This is a genomic window from Rummeliibacillus pycnus, from assembly GCF_044359855.1.
Taxonomy (GTDB): domain Bacteria; phylum Bacillota; class Bacilli; order Bacillales_A; family Planococcaceae; genus Rummeliibacillus; species Rummeliibacillus pycnus_A.
In genome coordinates this window covers 1,697,467-1,712,403 of record NZ_CP132291.1, presented here as the reverse complement: position 1 = coordinate 1,712,403, position 14,937 = coordinate 1,697,467, and the positions used below count along the sequence as shown (strand labels likewise).

The 14,937-nt window shown below is 37.4% G+C and carries 12 protein-coding genes and 1 riboswitch; of the genes, 11 read left to right on the top strand and 1 reads right to left on the bottom strand.

The features are described 5' to 3' along the window. Positions 1 to 13 precede the first annotated feature (13 nt). The 9 genes from Q8X41_RS08465 to Q8X41_RS08425 all read left to right on the top strand — a co-directional run bounded on the left by Q8X41_RS08465 (position 14) and on the right by Q8X41_RS08425 (position 7,796). Positions 14 to 1,189 carry an acetyl-CoA C-acetyltransferase gene (locus Q8X41_RS08465; RefSeq protein ID WP_397539791.1) on the top strand — a complete coding sequence of 392 codons (1,176 nt, stop codon included), beginning with the start codon at positions 14 to 16 and terminating at the stop codon, positions 1,187 to 1,189. A 27-nt stretch (positions 1,190 to 1,216) separates the two neighbouring features. Then, complete coding sequence (locus Q8X41_RS08460; RefSeq protein WP_397539790.1) at positions 1,217 to 3,001, top strand: acyl-CoA dehydrogenase family protein; 1,785 nt, start codon at positions 1,217 to 1,219, stop codon at positions 2,999 to 3,001. A gap of 127 nt (positions 3,002 to 3,128) precedes the next feature. Then, positions 3,129 to 3,485, top strand: coding sequence for an arsenate reductase family protein (locus tag Q8X41_RS08455; RefSeq protein WP_397539789.1), 357 nt, complete (start codon positions 3,129 to 3,131; stop codon positions 3,483 to 3,485). An 80-nt stretch (positions 3,486 to 3,565) separates the two neighbouring features. After that, a complete protein-coding gene (gene gcvH, locus Q8X41_RS08450; protein ID WP_397539788.1) occupies positions 3,566 to 3,946 on the top strand; it encodes a glycine cleavage system protein GcvH in 381 nt (126 codons plus the stop codon). 135 nt (positions 3,947 to 4,081) lie between these two features. Next, on the top strand, positions 4,082 to 4,423 hold the full coding sequence (locus Q8X41_RS08445; protein ID WP_397539787.1) for a hypothetical protein: 342 nt from the start codon (positions 4,082 to 4,084) through the stop codon (positions 4,421 to 4,423). A gap of 12 nt (positions 4,424 to 4,435) precedes the next feature. Then, on the top strand, positions 4,436 to 4,744 hold the full coding sequence (locus Q8X41_RS08440; RefSeq protein WP_397539786.1) for a thioredoxin family protein: 309 nt from the start codon (positions 4,436 to 4,438) through the stop codon (positions 4,742 to 4,744). A 57-nt stretch (positions 4,745 to 4,801) separates the two neighbouring features. Then, a riboswitch (SAM riboswitch) is annotated at positions 4,802 to 4,906 on the top strand. Between the two features lie 316 nt (positions 4,907 to 5,222). Next, entirely contained in the window at positions 5,223 to 6,248 is a 1,026-nt protein-coding gene (locus Q8X41_RS08435; protein WP_397539785.1) for a methionine ABC transporter ATP-binding protein, read from the top strand. Continuing rightward, positions 6,241 to 6,909 (top strand): methionine ABC transporter permease, encoded by a 669-nt coding sequence (locus Q8X41_RS08430; RefSeq protein WP_397539784.1) that lies wholly within the window; start codon positions 6,241 to 6,243, stop codon positions 6,907 to 6,909. The genes Q8X41_RS08435 and Q8X41_RS08430 overlap by 8 nt, the downstream gene beginning before the upstream one ends. 53 nt (positions 6,910 to 6,962) lie before the next feature. After that, positions 6,963 to 7,796 (top strand): MetQ/NlpA family ABC transporter substrate-binding protein, encoded by an 834-nt coding sequence (locus Q8X41_RS08425; protein WP_397539783.1) that lies wholly within the window; start codon positions 6,963 to 6,965, stop codon positions 7,794 to 7,796. A gap of 91 nt (positions 7,797 to 7,887) precedes the next feature. Here Q8X41_RS08425 and Q8X41_RS08420 read toward each other — a convergent pair whose 3' ends face one another. Further along, positions 7,888 to 8,790 (bottom strand): LysR family transcriptional regulator, encoded by a 903-nt coding sequence (locus tag Q8X41_RS08420; RefSeq protein ID WP_397539782.1) that lies wholly within the window; start codon positions 8,788 to 8,790, stop codon positions 7,888 to 7,890. Positions 8,791 to 8,914: 124 nt separating this feature from the next. On the opposite strand from Q8X41_RS08420, the gene gltB reads away from it, so the two are divergent. Beyond that, positions 8,915 to 13,432, top strand: coding sequence for a glutamate synthase large subunit (gene gltB / locus Q8X41_RS08415; protein ID WP_397539781.1), 4,518 nt, complete (start codon positions 8,915 to 8,917; stop codon positions 13,430 to 13,432). 15 nt (positions 13,433 to 13,447) lie between these two features. Beyond that, complete coding sequence (locus Q8X41_RS08410) at positions 13,448 to 14,929, top strand: glutamate synthase subunit beta (RefSeq protein ID WP_397539780.1); 1,482 nt, start codon at positions 13,448 to 13,450, stop codon at positions 14,927 to 14,929. Positions 14,930 to 14,937 lie beyond the last annotated feature (8 nt).

Sequence of the window (14,937 nt, the reverse complement as noted above, 5' to 3'; positions counted from 1 at the left end):
AGGGGGAAATCATATGCGTGAAGCCGTAATCGTAGCAGGTGCAAGAACACCAATTGGAAAAGCGAAAAAAGGATCATTAGCGACGGTTAGACCCGATGATTTGGGTGCTTTAGTCGTAAAAGAAACATTAAGAAGATCAGGTTATGAAGGTCCAATAGATGATTTAATCTTAGGCTGTGCAATGCCAGAAGCTGAACAGGGAATGAATGTTGCGCGTATTGTTGGTGCATTGGCTGGTTTACCAGATACTACTCCTGCTGTTACAGTGAACCGGTTTTGTTCATCTGGTTTACAATCAATTGCTTACGCTGCAGAGCGAATAATGCTTGGCCATTCAACAGCTATTATTGCAGGTGGTATCGAATCTATGAGTATGGTACCAATGATGGGAAATGTGATTCGTCCAAATGTAAAGCTTGCTGAAGAAGCGCCGCGATATTACATGAGTATGGGGCATACAGCTGAAGAAGTAGCAAAGAAATATGAAATCAGTCGTGAAGAGCAAGATGCTTTCGCTGTAAGATCCCATGAGCTTGCTGCAAAAGCGATTGCAGAAGGTAAATTTGTCGATGAAATTGTTCCTGTGGAAATTGAAAGACACTATGTTGATGAAAACAATAAACCACAAACGAAGAAATTTACTTTTGCTATGGATGAAGGGGTTAGAGTAGGTACATCAACAGAAACACTTGCTAAATTACGTCCAGCTTTTTCTGTAACTGGCAGTGTTACAGCTGGGAATTCTTCGCAAACTTCAGATGGTGCAGGTGCAGTTCTTGTTATGGACCGTGAAGAAGCGGAAAAACAAGGGTTGAAGCCAATGGCAAAATTCTTAGGCTTTGCAGTAGGTGGAGTACCCCCAGAAATTATGGGAATAGGACCAACTGTTGCAGTACCAAAAGCGTTGAAAATTGCCGGACTATCTATTGAAGATATTGATTTATGGGAACTTAATGAGGCCTTTGCTTCTCAATCAATCCAAGTTGTACGTGAACTAGGCATTGACTTAGAAAAAGTAAATGTCAACGGTGGAGCAATTGCTGTAGGACATCCATTAGGAGCAACAGGTACAATCTTAACATTAAAACTGATTCATGAGTTAAAACGACAAGGTAAAAAGTATGGAGTTGTCACGATGTGTATCGGTGGCGGCATGGGTGCAGCAGGGGTATTTGAAATTCTTTCATAATCATTCAAACAAAGGGGAGAAAATAATATGACAGAAAATACATTGAATCTAATTAAAGGTGGTAGCTTTTTAACAGAGGATATTAATCCTGGGCGCGTATTTACTCCAGAAGATTTCACTGATGAACATAAAATGATTGCGAAAACGACTGAAGATTATGTACAAAACGAAGTCTTACCAGTTGTTGATAAATTAGAAAATCATGAATTTGAAAATTCCGTTCGTCTATTGAAAAAAGCAGGTGAGCTTGGATTATTAGCAGCTGATGTACCAGAAGAATATGAAGGGCTTGGTCTAGACAAAATTTCTTCAGCTCTAATTGCTGAAAAAATGTCTGTAGCAGGTGGCTTCTCGATCACTCATGGTGCACATGTAGGAATTGGTTCATTACCAATCGTATTATTCGGTAATGAAGATCAAAAACAAAAATACCTACCAAAATTAGCTTCTGGTGAACTGATTGCAGCTTATGCTCTTACAGAACCAGGTTCAGGATCTGACGCTTTAGGTGCTAAAACAACTGCAAAACTGAATGCAGAGGGTACTCACTATATTTTAAATGGTGAAAAACAATGGATTACTAACTCAGGGTTTGCGGATGTCTTTGTAGTCTATGCCAAAATCGATGGCGATAAATTCTCAGCATTTATCGTTGAACGTGAATATCCAGGTGTATCAACTGGTGCAGAAGAGAAGAAAATGGGGATTAAATCATCTTCAACACGTACTCTAATTTTAGAAGATGTAGCAGTGCCTGCAGAAAACTTATTGGGCGAAGTAGGACGTGGCCATGTCATTGCCTTCAATATTCTCAATATCGGTCGTTACAAATTAGGTGTAGGTTCAATCGGCGCTTCAAAACGTGCACTTGAATTGGCTATTTCTTATTCAAACCAACGTCAACAATTTAATACACCAATTTCATCATTCAATTTAACAAAAGAAAAACTAGCGACAATGGCTTCTAAATTATATGCTTCAGAATCACTAATTTATCGTACAGTTGGTTACTTTGAAGATCGCATGAGTCAATTAAGTGAAGAAGACAAAAATGATGGCAAAGCAATTGCGGCATCAATCGCTGAGTACGCAATTGAATGCTCTATTAACAAAGTATTTGGTTCTGAAACATTAGATTATATCGCAGACGAAGCAGTACAATTACACGGTGGTTATGGATATATGCAAGAATACGAAGTAGAACGTATTTATCGTGATTCTCGTATTAACCGTATTTTCGAAGGAACAAATGAAATCAACCGTCTAATAGTTCCAGGTACTTTCGTGAAAAAAGCGATGAAAGGCGAGCTACCACTTCTACAACAAGCACAAAGCTTACAATCGGAATTGTTATCGATGATGCCAGAAGAAATTAGTGATGAGCCATTAGCACAAGAAAAATATTTAGTGAAAATGGCAAAGAAAATTGCGTTACTTGCAGCTGGAACGGCTGTACAACGATTTGGCCCAAAATTAGAAGTAGAACAAGAAATCTTAGTCAACATTGCTAATATTGCAAATCAATTATTCGCGATGGAGTCAGTAGTTCTACGTACAGAAAAAGCAATTGCTCGTGATGGTTTCGATAAATCGGCACAAAAAGTTCTTTATACAGAAATCTTCGTTCAAGAAGCATTTGCGGAAATTGAAAAAGAAGCGAAAGAAACAATTATTGGTTCGGTAGAAGGTGACGATGCACGTATGTTGTTATCTGCATTACGCAAACTTACACGCTTCACTCCATACAACTTGATTGCGAAAAAACGTCAAGCATCTGTAAAGCTTATTGCTTCAGAAAAATATACTGTCTAGTGCAAAAAAAATTGTATAAAAAAGAGAAATCCGGTCATTATAAAATATGATCGGATTTCTTGCGTGTAAATGGAAGACTCTCTACAATTAAAGTGAGAACGAAATCCAGTTTAAAAGGAGCTTTTATATGACGATCAAAATGATTCATTATCCGAAATGTACAACTTGTAGAAAAGCACAAGCTTGGCTAAAAGAAAATGACGTTGAATTCACACCGCAGCATATTGTAGAAGAAACACCTACAAAAGAAGAACTAACAAGTTACTGGAAAATGAGTGGTCTACCATTAAAAAAATTCTTTAATACATCAGGAATGAAGTATCGTGAACTACAATTAAAAGATCGCCTAAATGAAATGTCTGATGATGAACAGTTAGATTTACTTGCTTCAGATGGCATGCTAATAAAAAGACCGATTGTCACAGATGGCCAAAAAGTAACATTGGGATTTAAAGAAAATGAATTTGAAAATACGTGGAAATAAGAGAATTGAATGACTTGTTTTTATATTAAGAATATGTCAAAATTGAAATGTATATTAATACATATTTGGAGGGTTATTTGATGAGCATACCAGCAGAATTACGTTACTCAGAAGAACACGAATGGGTTAAAACAGAAGACGGTAAAGTCCGTATCGGTATTACTGAATTTGCACAATCTGAACTTGGTGATATTGTATTTGTTGAACTTCCTCAAGTTGGTGACGAATTAGAAGCAGATCAACCATTTGGTAGTGTTGAATCTGTAAAAACAGTTTCAGAACTTTATGCACCAGTTTCAGGTAAAGTTGTTGAAATCAACGAAGAATTAGAAGACAACCCAGAATTCGTAAACGAATCTCCATATGAAAAAGCTTGGATGGTCGTTATTGAACCTACTGATGCTTCTCAAATTGAAAAATTACTTACAGCTGAAAAATACGCAGAACTAATCGAAGAATAATGATACTAGTAAAAGCGCCACACTTTTGTGTTGGCGTTTTTATGTATATATGCCTTGATTTGGATAAAGTGAAACTTCCATCAGTGGGGGTATTACTGCCCGTTAATTCGGGATAAACTGTAAGGAGGAATCGGCATGTCTGACAAAGTGCTCATTGTTGAAGGCAGGCAAGATAAATTACAAATTCAGCCCTTATTAGCAGAAAAAATTCCAATCCTTTGTACGAATGGGACAATTAGTGCGAGTAAATTAGAAGAGCTGATTTACCCCTACGAAGAATATGATTTATATGCATTTTTTGACGAAGATTATTCGGGTGACTGTTTACGTGCTTTAATGAAAAAAGAATATCCAGAAGCGTGTCATTTACGCACTCTTTCTTTGTATAAGCAAGTAGAGGCCACACCTAGAAAATATTTGGCTAGGATATTATTAGCTGCAGATTTCAAGATTCATCCAGTGTATCTTATAGAATAGGAATGACATTTTATGCAAGAATGGACAATAGAACAATGGGAGAATATGAAGGAAAGTGAGCAATTATGCGCATTCTATTTATACACCCCAATGTGTGGTACATGTATGGTTGCCTCCAAAATGATGGCAGTAATGGACCAGACATTACCGGATATTCCAATGGGAAAAGCTAACTTAAATTATGTTGAACAAATAGCATATGATTACAAAATTGAAAGCGTCCCATGTTTACTGATTGCTGAAAACGGAAAAGTTCGAGATAAGATTTATGCATTTCAATCCGTTTCTTATTTATTCGAAAAATTTCATAAAAAGGATTGACGATACTCACATAGAGTGGTAAAGTATCAAACATAAATTAAATAAATATTTAAGTCGCTCTTATTTAGAGAGGTGGAGGGAAGTGCCCTATGAAGCCCGGCAACCGTCACAGTGTGTGACACGGTGCCAATTCACGCAAAGTTTAACTTTGGAAGATGAGAGAACGGTTTTCGTATATTGTACGTTAGACCCTTCTGCGAATCTTGCAGAAGGGTCTTTTGTTCGTAGCAGGCAGTTATGGTTGCTAGTGATGTGAAAATAAGCTCGATACAAGTAGTTGTGGTGTTCACACAATTTAGCAAAATGCATGAATTATAATAATAAAAATTTTTTATGCAAATTTTGTTGAAGTGGAATCAGAGAAGACTCCTCCGGGAAAGCGAAGCTGATTCCACTTCGTGTTATAGCAGATTTGTACTATCTCATGATCTCATTCCCAAAGTTGACATAGAATTTAATATAGAAGGTGGTTTTGACAATGATTCAACTAGAAAACGTGGTAAAAAAATACAAAACCGCTAATGGATCTCTAACTGCAGTTAATGATGTTAATTTATCAATAAATGATGGCGAGATTTTTGGCATTATCGGTTACAGTGGTGCAGGTAAAAGTACAATGATCCGTTTACTAAATGGTTTAGAGAAACCTTCATCAGGTACAGTTACGGTTAATGGACAGAATATTTCGGCGATTAAAGGAAAAAGCTTAAGAAATGCTCGTCATAAGATCAGTATGATATTCCAACACTTCAACTTATTATGGTCGAGAACGGTTGAGGAGAATATCGCTTTTCCACTAGAAATTGCAGGTATTGGTAAAGCAGAAAGAGAAAAGCGAGTGCTTGAATTAATAGAGTTAGTTGGTTTGAAAGGACGAGAAAAAGCGTATCCTTCACAACTTTCAGGCGGTCAAAAACAACGAGTAGGGATTGCTCGTGCATTAGCAAATAACCCAGAAGTGTTACTTTGTGATGAAGCGACTTCAGCGCTTGATCCCGAAACAACGGATGCCATTTTAGATTTACTTGTTAGTATCAATGAAAAACTTGGACTAACAATCGTTTTAATTACCCATGAAATGCATGTAATTCGCAAAATTTGTCATCGCGTTGCAGTGATGGAATCTGGGGAAATAGTAGAACAAGGTAATGTTTTAGAAGTTTTTCAATCTCCACGAGCAGATGTTACAAAGAAATTCGTTTCTCAAGTAACAGAAACAGCGGGGCATAAGGAGTCAATTTCTCAGATGATTGACAATTATCCAAATGATCAACTAATTAAATTATTCTTTGTCGGTTCAAAAACAGAACAACCTGTTATTTCGCATCTCATTAGACAGTTTGGTGTAGATATTAATATCGTTCACGGGAATATCTCCCCTACAAAAAGCGGTCCATACGGTACATTGATTGTTCGAATTAAAGGAAGCGATGGAAATGTTGCAAAGGCTGTTCAATTTTTAGATGAGCAAGGTATTAAAACGGAGGTGATCAAGAATGCTTAATGATCTCTTTCCTAATGTAGATTGGGAACTAATGTGGGAAGCAACCAGAGAAACAATTTATATGACAACTGTTTCAACAGCTCTTACATTTATCATTGGATTGTTACTAGGAATCTTGTTATTCCTTACAAGTCCAACACAACTTTGGGCCAATAAACTTGTCAACTTATTAACAGGTTCCGTTGTGAATATTTTCCGATCAATTCCATTTATCATTTTAGTTATTCTTTTAATTCCATTTACAGAATTTGTGTTAGGTTCTATTCGTGGGGCAAACGCAGCATTGCCAGCATTAATTATCGGTGCTGCTCCATTCTATGCTCGAATGGTTCTTATTGCTTTACGCGAAATTGATAAAGGTGTTATTGAAGCAGCACGCTCTATGGGTGCTAAAACTTGGACAATCATTTGGAAGGTACTCATTCCAGAGTCATTGCCAGCTTTAATCTCAGGTATTACCGTAACAGCTGTTGCATTAGTCGGTTACACGGCTATGGCGGGTGTAATTGGTGCAGGCGGTTTAGGGAACTTAGCGTTCATGGATGGCTTCCAACGAAGTCGTAACGATGTAACATTTGTCGCAACAGTATTAGTGTTAGTTATTGTATTTATCATTCAAATTATCGGAGATTTCATCACAGCGAAAACCGATAAAAGATAATTAGGTGTTTACGTATTAACGTTCACATAAAGAATAGAAAAGGGGCAAAAGACATGAAGAAACTTGTAGCAGGAATTCTAACAGCATCACTAGCATTAAGCTTAGCAGCTTGCGGAACTGGTGATAAATCATCTTCAAATGGTGATTCAAAAGAAACAAAATTAGTAGTAGGTGCTTCTAATGTACCGCACGCAGAAATCTTAGAAAAAGCAAAACCAATTCTAGAAAAAGAAGGCGTCGATTTAGAAGTCGAAAAATACCAAGATTATATATTACCAAACAAAGACCTTGAATCGGACCGTTTAGATGCAAACTTTTTCCAACATAAACCATACCTAGAACAACAAATTAAAGACAATGGCTATGACTTCGTTAGTGCAGGTGGAATCCATATCGAACCAATCGGTATCTACTCTAAAAAATATAAATCTCTAGATAAACTTCCAGATGGAGCAACAATCCTAATTAGTAACTCTGTATCTGACCAAGGTCGTATCCTTACATTGTTAGAAGCAAAAGGCTTAATCACATTAAAATCTGGTGTTGATAAAGCTGCAGCTGAAATCAAAGATATTGACAAAAACCCTAAACACTTAAAAATCGATGCAAAAACTGCACCTGAAATGTTAGTACAAATGTATGAACACAAAGAAGGTGATGCAGTTGTAATCAACTCTAACTTCGCGATTGATGCAGGCCTAACACCAACAAAAGATGCAATTGCTCTTGAAGATAGCAATTCTCCTTATGTAAATGTCGTTGCAGTTAAAAAAGAAAACAAAGATAACAAAGCTGTGAAAAAATTAATTGATGTTCTTCACTCAAAAGAAATTCAAGATTTCATCAACAAAGAATGGAAAGGTTCAGTCGTTCCAGTCTCAAAATAATTGAAAATTATAAACAAAAGACGTTAGAGTGGATGTTTGCTCTAACGTCTTTTTCTGTGTATAAAGTAGAGGTGAATGCCCAAAACCCGCTTTATTTAAATTGAGATAATCTAGAAAAGAAAGTACTAACAAAGTCCAAGAAAATTTGTTCAGAAGGGGATAGTTCGCGATTAATCGGATAAATAATACCCACGTTACGTGTTAACGGCGGTTCGACTAATGTTAACTTTGATGTACGACGAGGTGTGGCATCATAAAATGCACTTTCTGGTAAAAGACTAACCCCTATACCCGCTGCTACTAACCCTTTTAGAGCATCCATATCTTCTCCTTCTGAGCTAATCTTTGGTGTGAAGCCAACAGATTTACAAGCTTCTACCGCAACTTTGTTTAAAATGAAACCTTCTGGGAACAATACGAAGCCTTCGTTACGCAACTCAGTTAACTGGATTTCATCTCTGTCTGCAAATGGGTGAGTAGCTGGCACAAGTGCCGCGATATTTTCTGTAAAAAGAACTTTCGTATTAATGTAATCATTTTTTGTAGGAACAGGGCCTAAGAATGCTAAGTTCAATTCACGTTCCTTGACGGCATTAATGAGATAACGATAGGAACCTTGTCGTAAATGAAAAGAAACGTTAGGGTGTTCTTTTTTAAATGCTGAAATGACAGTCGGTAAAAGAAAACTTGCAAGGCTTGTTGGAAACCCGATTTTAATTGTTCCTTTTTCAGGATCCAAATATTCATTAACTTGTTTTTTTGCAAAATCAATTGCTTGTAAAGCAGCAATTGTATATTCGAGGAAATTTTTACCAATCGGTGTCAGTTTTACGTTCCTTCCGACTCTTTCAAATAATTCAATTCCTAATTCTTCCTCTAAATTAGCAATTTGGCGGCTTATTGCTGATTGTGCTACATGTAAATTTTCCGCAGCATCAGATATATGCTCTCTTTCCGCAACAGCAACAAAGTACCGTAGTTGTCGTAATTCCACGTCATGTCATCTCCCACTTATCTAATTTATAGATTAATACTATCCAAATTATATATTGTTAATATCAATTTGAAAATCTAAAATATATTTAAGTCATTTTTTTATTTATAAAGGAGGGAATCATATGACATTTCACCAAATTCCAACAGCGCAAGGTTTATACTCTCCACAATTAGAACACGATGCATGCGGTATCGGTCTTTACGCACAATTGCAAGGTAAAGCAACACATGACATCGTGATGAAAGGCTTGGAAATGTTATGTAGATTAGATCATAGAGCTGGTCGCGGAAGTGATGGTAAAACTGGAGATGGATCTGGGTTAATGGTCCAAATTCCAGATGCTTTTTTCCGTGATGTTTGCATAAATTGGACATTACCTGCTGTAGGGCAATATGGAGTAGGAATGTTATTTTTCGACAGGGATGATCAAGTACAACAGGAAATTGAAAATAAACTAAACGATTTTATCGCAGCAGAAGGTCAAGAATTACTTGGATGGCGTACCGTACCGACTAATCCTGAGCCTTTAAGCGACATTGCGAAGGAAACTGCACCAGTTGTTCGTCAAGTGTTTATCAAGGCTGTGAATGCTAATGATTCTCTTGCTTTTGAAAGAAAACTGTATCTGATTCGTAAACAAACAGAATTATGGGCAAAAAATAATGACAAAGACTTTTACTGTGCAAGCATGTCAAGTCGAACAATGGTGTTTAAGGGGTTATTGGCACCAGAAGAAGTGGTTGAGTTTTATCTAGATTTACAAGATGAGCGATTCGCTTCTGCTTTTTCGATGGTACACTCACGTTACAGTACAAATACATTCCCTTCTTGGGAACGCGCACATCCGAATCGTTATATTATTCACAATGGTGAGATTAATACATTACGAGGAAATATTAACTGGATGAAAGCACGTGAACAACAATTTATCTCTCAGGCCTTTGGGGAAGACCTTGATAAAGTGTTGCCAATTATAGACCAAAACGGTAGCGATTCATCAATGCTAGATAATGCGTTTGAATTTTTCGTATTAGCGGGTCGTACGCCTGCACAAACAGCAATGATGATGATTCCGGAACCGTGGACAGAGAATCCACATATTTCGGATGAGAAAAAGGCGTTTTATCAATACCAAAGCTGTTTAATGGAACCTTGGGATGGACCAACAGCTATTTGCTTCACAGATGGCAAACAAATTGGTGCGATATTAGATCGTAATGGTTTACGACCTGCACGCTATTATGTCACAAAGGATGATTACATTATCTTCTCTTCAGAAGTTGGTGTAGTTGATATAGAGGAAGAGAATATTGTTTACAAAGAACGATTAAGTCCGGGGAAAATGTTGCTTGTTGATTTAGAACAAGGACGGATTATTTCAGATGACGAATTAAAATCTGAAATGGCACAGGAAAAACCTTATACACTATGGTTAGAAGAAAACCTAGTTGTGGTTGAGCCTACAAAAGAAAAACCTGAAACAATAGATGACTTACTATTTAAACAAAAAGTGTTTGGTTATACACATGAAGATGTACAGAAATATATAGTTCCTATGGTGGCTGGAGGAAAAGATCCGCTTGGTTCAATGGGGAATGACGCACCGTTAGCAGTCTTATCTGATAAACCACAATCACTATTTAATTACTTTAAACAATTGTTTGCGCAAGTGACGAATCCACCAATTGACTCGATTCGTGAGCATATTGTGACTTCGACGATGACTCTCCTTGGTGCAGAAGGCGATTTACTTTATCCAAGCGCAGAAAATAGTCATCGAATCTTTTTAGAAACACCTGTGTTGACGAATAGTCAATTCCAAGAATTAAAAACACAGGATCAATTTAATATGACTGTCATCGACATTTCAATGTCAGAAGATTTGGAAAGTGACTTAGTCCGAATAGCAAATGAAGCAGATCAAGCCATTGAAAAAGGAGTTCAATTACTTGTTTTGTCTGACAGATTGTTAAGTGCAGATACACCAACAATTCCTGTTTTACTTGCAGCAAGTAGTGTACACCAATATCTTGTGAAAACAGGTCAACGTACAAAAGTAAGTATCATTGTTGAAACTGGTGAAACAAGAGAAGTACATCACTTTGCAGCGTTAATCGGTTATGGCGTTGATGCCATTTATCCTTATTTAGCGTATGCTACATTGGCAAAAGCCATTGAGGACGGCCATATCAATTATAGCTATGAAGAAGCTGTTAAACGTTATGTAAAAGCAACTTCAGAAGGCGTTGTAAAAGTAATGTCCAAAATGGGGATTTCAACAGTACAAAGTTACCGTGGTGCTCAAATCTTTGAAGCAGTCGGTATTAGTAAAGAAGTGATTGAAAAATATTTTACAGGAACTGTATCAAAACTAGGGGGTATTGATTTACCAACGATTGCTACAGAAGCTTTGAAGAAACATAGGGAAGCGGTTAAATCGATTGATCGTGTATTACCAGCAGGTAGTGATTTCCAATGGAGAAGCTCAGGAGAACATCATGCATTCAATCCAAAAACAATCCATACATTGCAACAAGCTACTCGTAAAGGTGAACTTGGGTTATTCCATCAGTTCTCTGAGATGGCTAACGAAGAACAAATCGGTTTCTTAAGAAATCTATTAACCTTTAAAAAGTCTGAATATAAAATTCCTATAGAAGAAGTAGAACCAGCTGAAACAATCGTAAAGCGATTTAAAACAGGGGCTATGTCTTACGGTTCGATTAGTCAAGAAGCTCATGAAACACTAGCAATTGCAATGAATCGAATTGGTGGTAAAAGTAATAGCGGTGAAGGTGGAGAACATCCAAATCGCTATGTACTAGATGAAAATGGCGATAATCGTAGAAGCTCAATTAAGCAAATTGCTTCTGGTCGATTTGGTGTGAATAGCCACTATTTAGTCAATGCAGATGAGTTACAAATTAAAATGGCACAAGGAGCAAAACCGGGTGAAGGTGGCCAACTTCCAGGGAATAAGGTTTATCCTTGGGTAGCAGATGTTCGTGGTTCAACAACGGGTGTTGGTCTAATTTCACCACCACCACATCATGATATTTACTCAATTGAAGACATGGCTGAATTGATTCATGATTTAAAAAATGCAAATCGCGATGCTCGAATCAGTGTAAAACTTGTAGCAAAATCGGGTGTAGGTACAATTGCTGCAGGTGTAGCAAAGGGTGCAGCAGATGTGATTGTTATTAGTGGTTATGATGGTGGTACAGGAGCATCACCAAAAACAAGTATTAAGCATACAGGCCTACCATGGGAATTAGGATTATCAGAAGCGCACCAAACGCTAATGTTAAATGGACTTCGCGACCGTGTAACACTTGAAACAGATGGCAAATTAATGACAGGGAAAGATGTTGTCATGGCAGCGCTATTTGGAGCAGAAGAATTTGGCTTTGCAACTGCTCCGTTAATCGTACTTGGATGTGTTATGATGCGTGCTTGTCATTTAGATACATGCCCAGTAGGTATTGCTACACAAAACCCTGAACTACGTAAAAAATTCATGGGTACAGCAGACCATGTCGTGAACTTTATGATGTTTGTAGCGGAAGAAGTAAGAGAATATATGGCAATGCTTGGTTTTAGAACTTTTGAAGAAATGGTTGGACGTACAGATGTCTTAGAAATAAGTGATCGTGCAAAAAATCATTGGAAGGCAGGTCAATTAGATTTAGCAGCAATCCTACATCAAGTGGAAGGACCAAGAACAAAACAAGTGCAACAAAATCATAAAATTGACGAATCTCTAGATTTACGTGAAATCTTAGGTAAAGTCGAAGAATCGATTATCGAAGAAAAATCAATTTCATTGCATTATCCAATAAAAAATACGGACCGAGTTGTCGGAACAATTGTTGGTAGTGAAATTTCAAAACGTTATGGTGCGAGAGGACTTGCAGACGATACCATTACATTGAACTTTACAGGTTCTGCTGGTCAAAGTTTTGGAGCATTTATCCCAAGGGGAATGTTAATGCATGTTGACGGAGATGCAAATGATTACTTTGGAAAAGGTTTATCGGGCGGTAAAGTCGTTGTTAGCTCACCATTACGTGGAAAAGCAGAAACAAATGTTATTGCTGGGAATGTATGCTTATATGGTGCAACAAGTGGTGAAGCTTATATTAATGGTCGTGCCGGAGAACGTTTTGCAGTTCGTAATAGTGGTGCAAATGTAGTAGTTGAAGGTATCGGAGATCATGGCTGTGAATATATGACAGGTGGTCGTGTTGTTATCTTAGGTGATGTAGGTAAAAACTTTGGAGCTGGTATGTCCGGTGGTATTGCTTATGTATTACCAGAAAATCTTCAAGAATTTAAAGCAAAATGTAACACAGAAATGATTGGTTTCGAAGGTGTTCATTCTAAAGAGGATGAGGCAATTCTTCACCAACTCCTAGAACAACATGTTCACTACACAGAAAGTACAAAAGCGAAACAAATTTTAAATAGCTGGTCACAATATGTAGGTCGCTTTATTAAAGTAGTTCCTACAGATTATAAAAAAATGTTAGACCGTATTAGCGAGTATGAAGCACAAGGATTATCAGAAGACCAAGCAACGATGAAAGCATTTTTAGCAAATTCACCTAAAAAGGATTTAGTGCTTTCCAATAAGTAAAAGGAGGGGTTCTAGATGGGGAAACCTACTGGATTTATGGAATACAGTCGAGAAAAAGGGAAAGAACAGCCACCACTAGAGCGTATAAAAAATTGGAAAGAATATGCTTCACGTTTGACAGATGAAGCTCTTCAAATCCAAGGTGCTCGTTGTATGGATTGTGGTACACCGTTTTGCCATATGGGAATGGAGATTCGAGGCTCTGCTGCTGGCTGCCCTATTCACAATGTAATTCCTGAATGGAATGATTTAGTCTACCATGGTAAATGGAAAGAAGCTCTTGATCGTCTTCTTTTAACAAATAACTTCCCGGAGTTTACTGGAAGAGTTTGCCCTGCACCTTGTGAAGGCTCCTGTACATTAGCTATTTCAGATCCTGCAGTTGCAATTAAAAGTATTGAGCGTGCAATTATTGATAAAGGATTTGAAAATGGCTGGGTTACACCTCGTATTCCCGCACATCGAACAGGAAAAAAAGTAGCTGTGGTTGGTTCTGGTCCTGCAGGTTTAGCAGCAGCAGACCAACTTAATCGGCAAGGACATTCCGTAACAGTATACGAAAGGTCAGATCGCGCTGGTGGTCTACTCACTTATGGAATTCCGAATATGAAATTAGAAAAAGAAGTTGTAGCAAGACGTGTACAATTACTATCAGATGAAGGTATTCACTTTATCTTAAATACAGAAATCGGTAAAGACGTAACAGCGGATGAATTGAAGTCTCAATTTGATGCAGTCATTCTTTGCACAGGAGCAACAAAACAACGCCACCTTCATATGGAAGGAAGTGAATCAGAAGGTGTTGTTCTTGCAATGGATTATTTAACGTCTACAACTAAAAGTTTACTTGATTCTAATTTTGAAGATGGTCAATTCTTAGATATGAAAGGCAAGAATGTCATTGTTATTGGTGGCGGTGATACAGGTGCTGACTGCGTAGCAACGGCTATTCGTCAAAACTGTAAAACTGTCTTCCAATTTGGTAAGCATCCACAGTTACCTGAAAATCGTGATTCAGATAACCCTTGGCCATCAAATCCACACGTTTATAAATTGGATTATGCTTATGCAGAAGCTGATGCAAAATATGGTCGTGATCCGCGTGAATATTGCATTCAAACGAAGAAAATCGTTGCAGATAGCTATGGGAAAGTGAAAGAATTGCACACAATTCAAATGGAAAAAATCATTAGCGATGAAGGCTATGTATACTTTAATGAACTACCAGGTACTGAAAAAGTTTGGCCAGCAGATTATGTCTTTGTCGCAATTGGTTTTGAAGGTACAGAGCATGGAGTTGCAGAACAATTTGGAGTCCAAGTCACAAATAATAAAATTAAAGCCAATGGAAAAACATATTCAACAAATGTAGAAGGTGTTTTTGCAGCAGGTGACGCAAGACGTGGTCAAAGTTTAATTGTATGGGCTATTAACGAAGGTAGAAATGTAGCTGAAAGCGTGAACGCTTATCTTCTTACAAAAGAAATAGCTCAATAGTATATTAA

Coding starts and splice junctions, on each gene's coding strand:
- Q8X41_RS08465 (WP_397539791.1), top strand. CDS start 14: ATGCGTGAAGCCGTAATCGTAGCAGGTGCAAGAACACCAATTGGAAAA.
- Q8X41_RS08460 (WP_397539790.1), top strand. CDS start 1,217: ATGACAGAAAATACATTGAATCTAATTAAAGGTGGTAGCTTTTTAACA.
- Q8X41_RS08455 (WP_397539789.1), top strand. CDS start 3,129: ATGACGATCAAAATGATTCATTATCCGAAATGTACAACTTGTAGAAAA.
- gcvH (WP_397539788.1), top strand. CDS start 3,566: ATGAGCATACCAGCAGAATTACGTTACTCAGAAGAACACGAATGGGTT.
- Q8X41_RS08445 (WP_397539787.1), top strand. CDS start 4,082: ATGTCTGACAAAGTGCTCATTGTTGAAGGCAGGCAAGATAAATTACAA.
- Q8X41_RS08440 (WP_397539786.1), top strand. CDS start 4,436: ATGCAAGAATGGACAATAGAACAATGGGAGAATATGAAGGAAAGTGAG.
- Q8X41_RS08435 (WP_397539785.1), top strand. CDS start 5,223: ATGATTCAACTAGAAAACGTGGTAAAAAAATACAAAACCGCTAATGGA.
- Q8X41_RS08430 (WP_397539784.1), top strand. CDS start 6,241: ATGCTTAATGATCTCTTTCCTAATGTAGATTGGGAACTAATGTGGGAA.
- Q8X41_RS08425 (WP_397539783.1), top strand. CDS start 6,963: ATGAAGAAACTTGTAGCAGGAATTCTAACAGCATCACTAGCATTAAGC.
- gltB (WP_397539781.1), top strand. CDS start 8,915: ATGACATTTCACCAAATTCCAACAGCGCAAGGTTTATACTCTCCACAA.
- Q8X41_RS08410 (WP_397539780.1), top strand. CDS start 13,448: ATGGGGAAACCTACTGGATTTATGGAATACAGTCGAGAAAAAGGGAAA.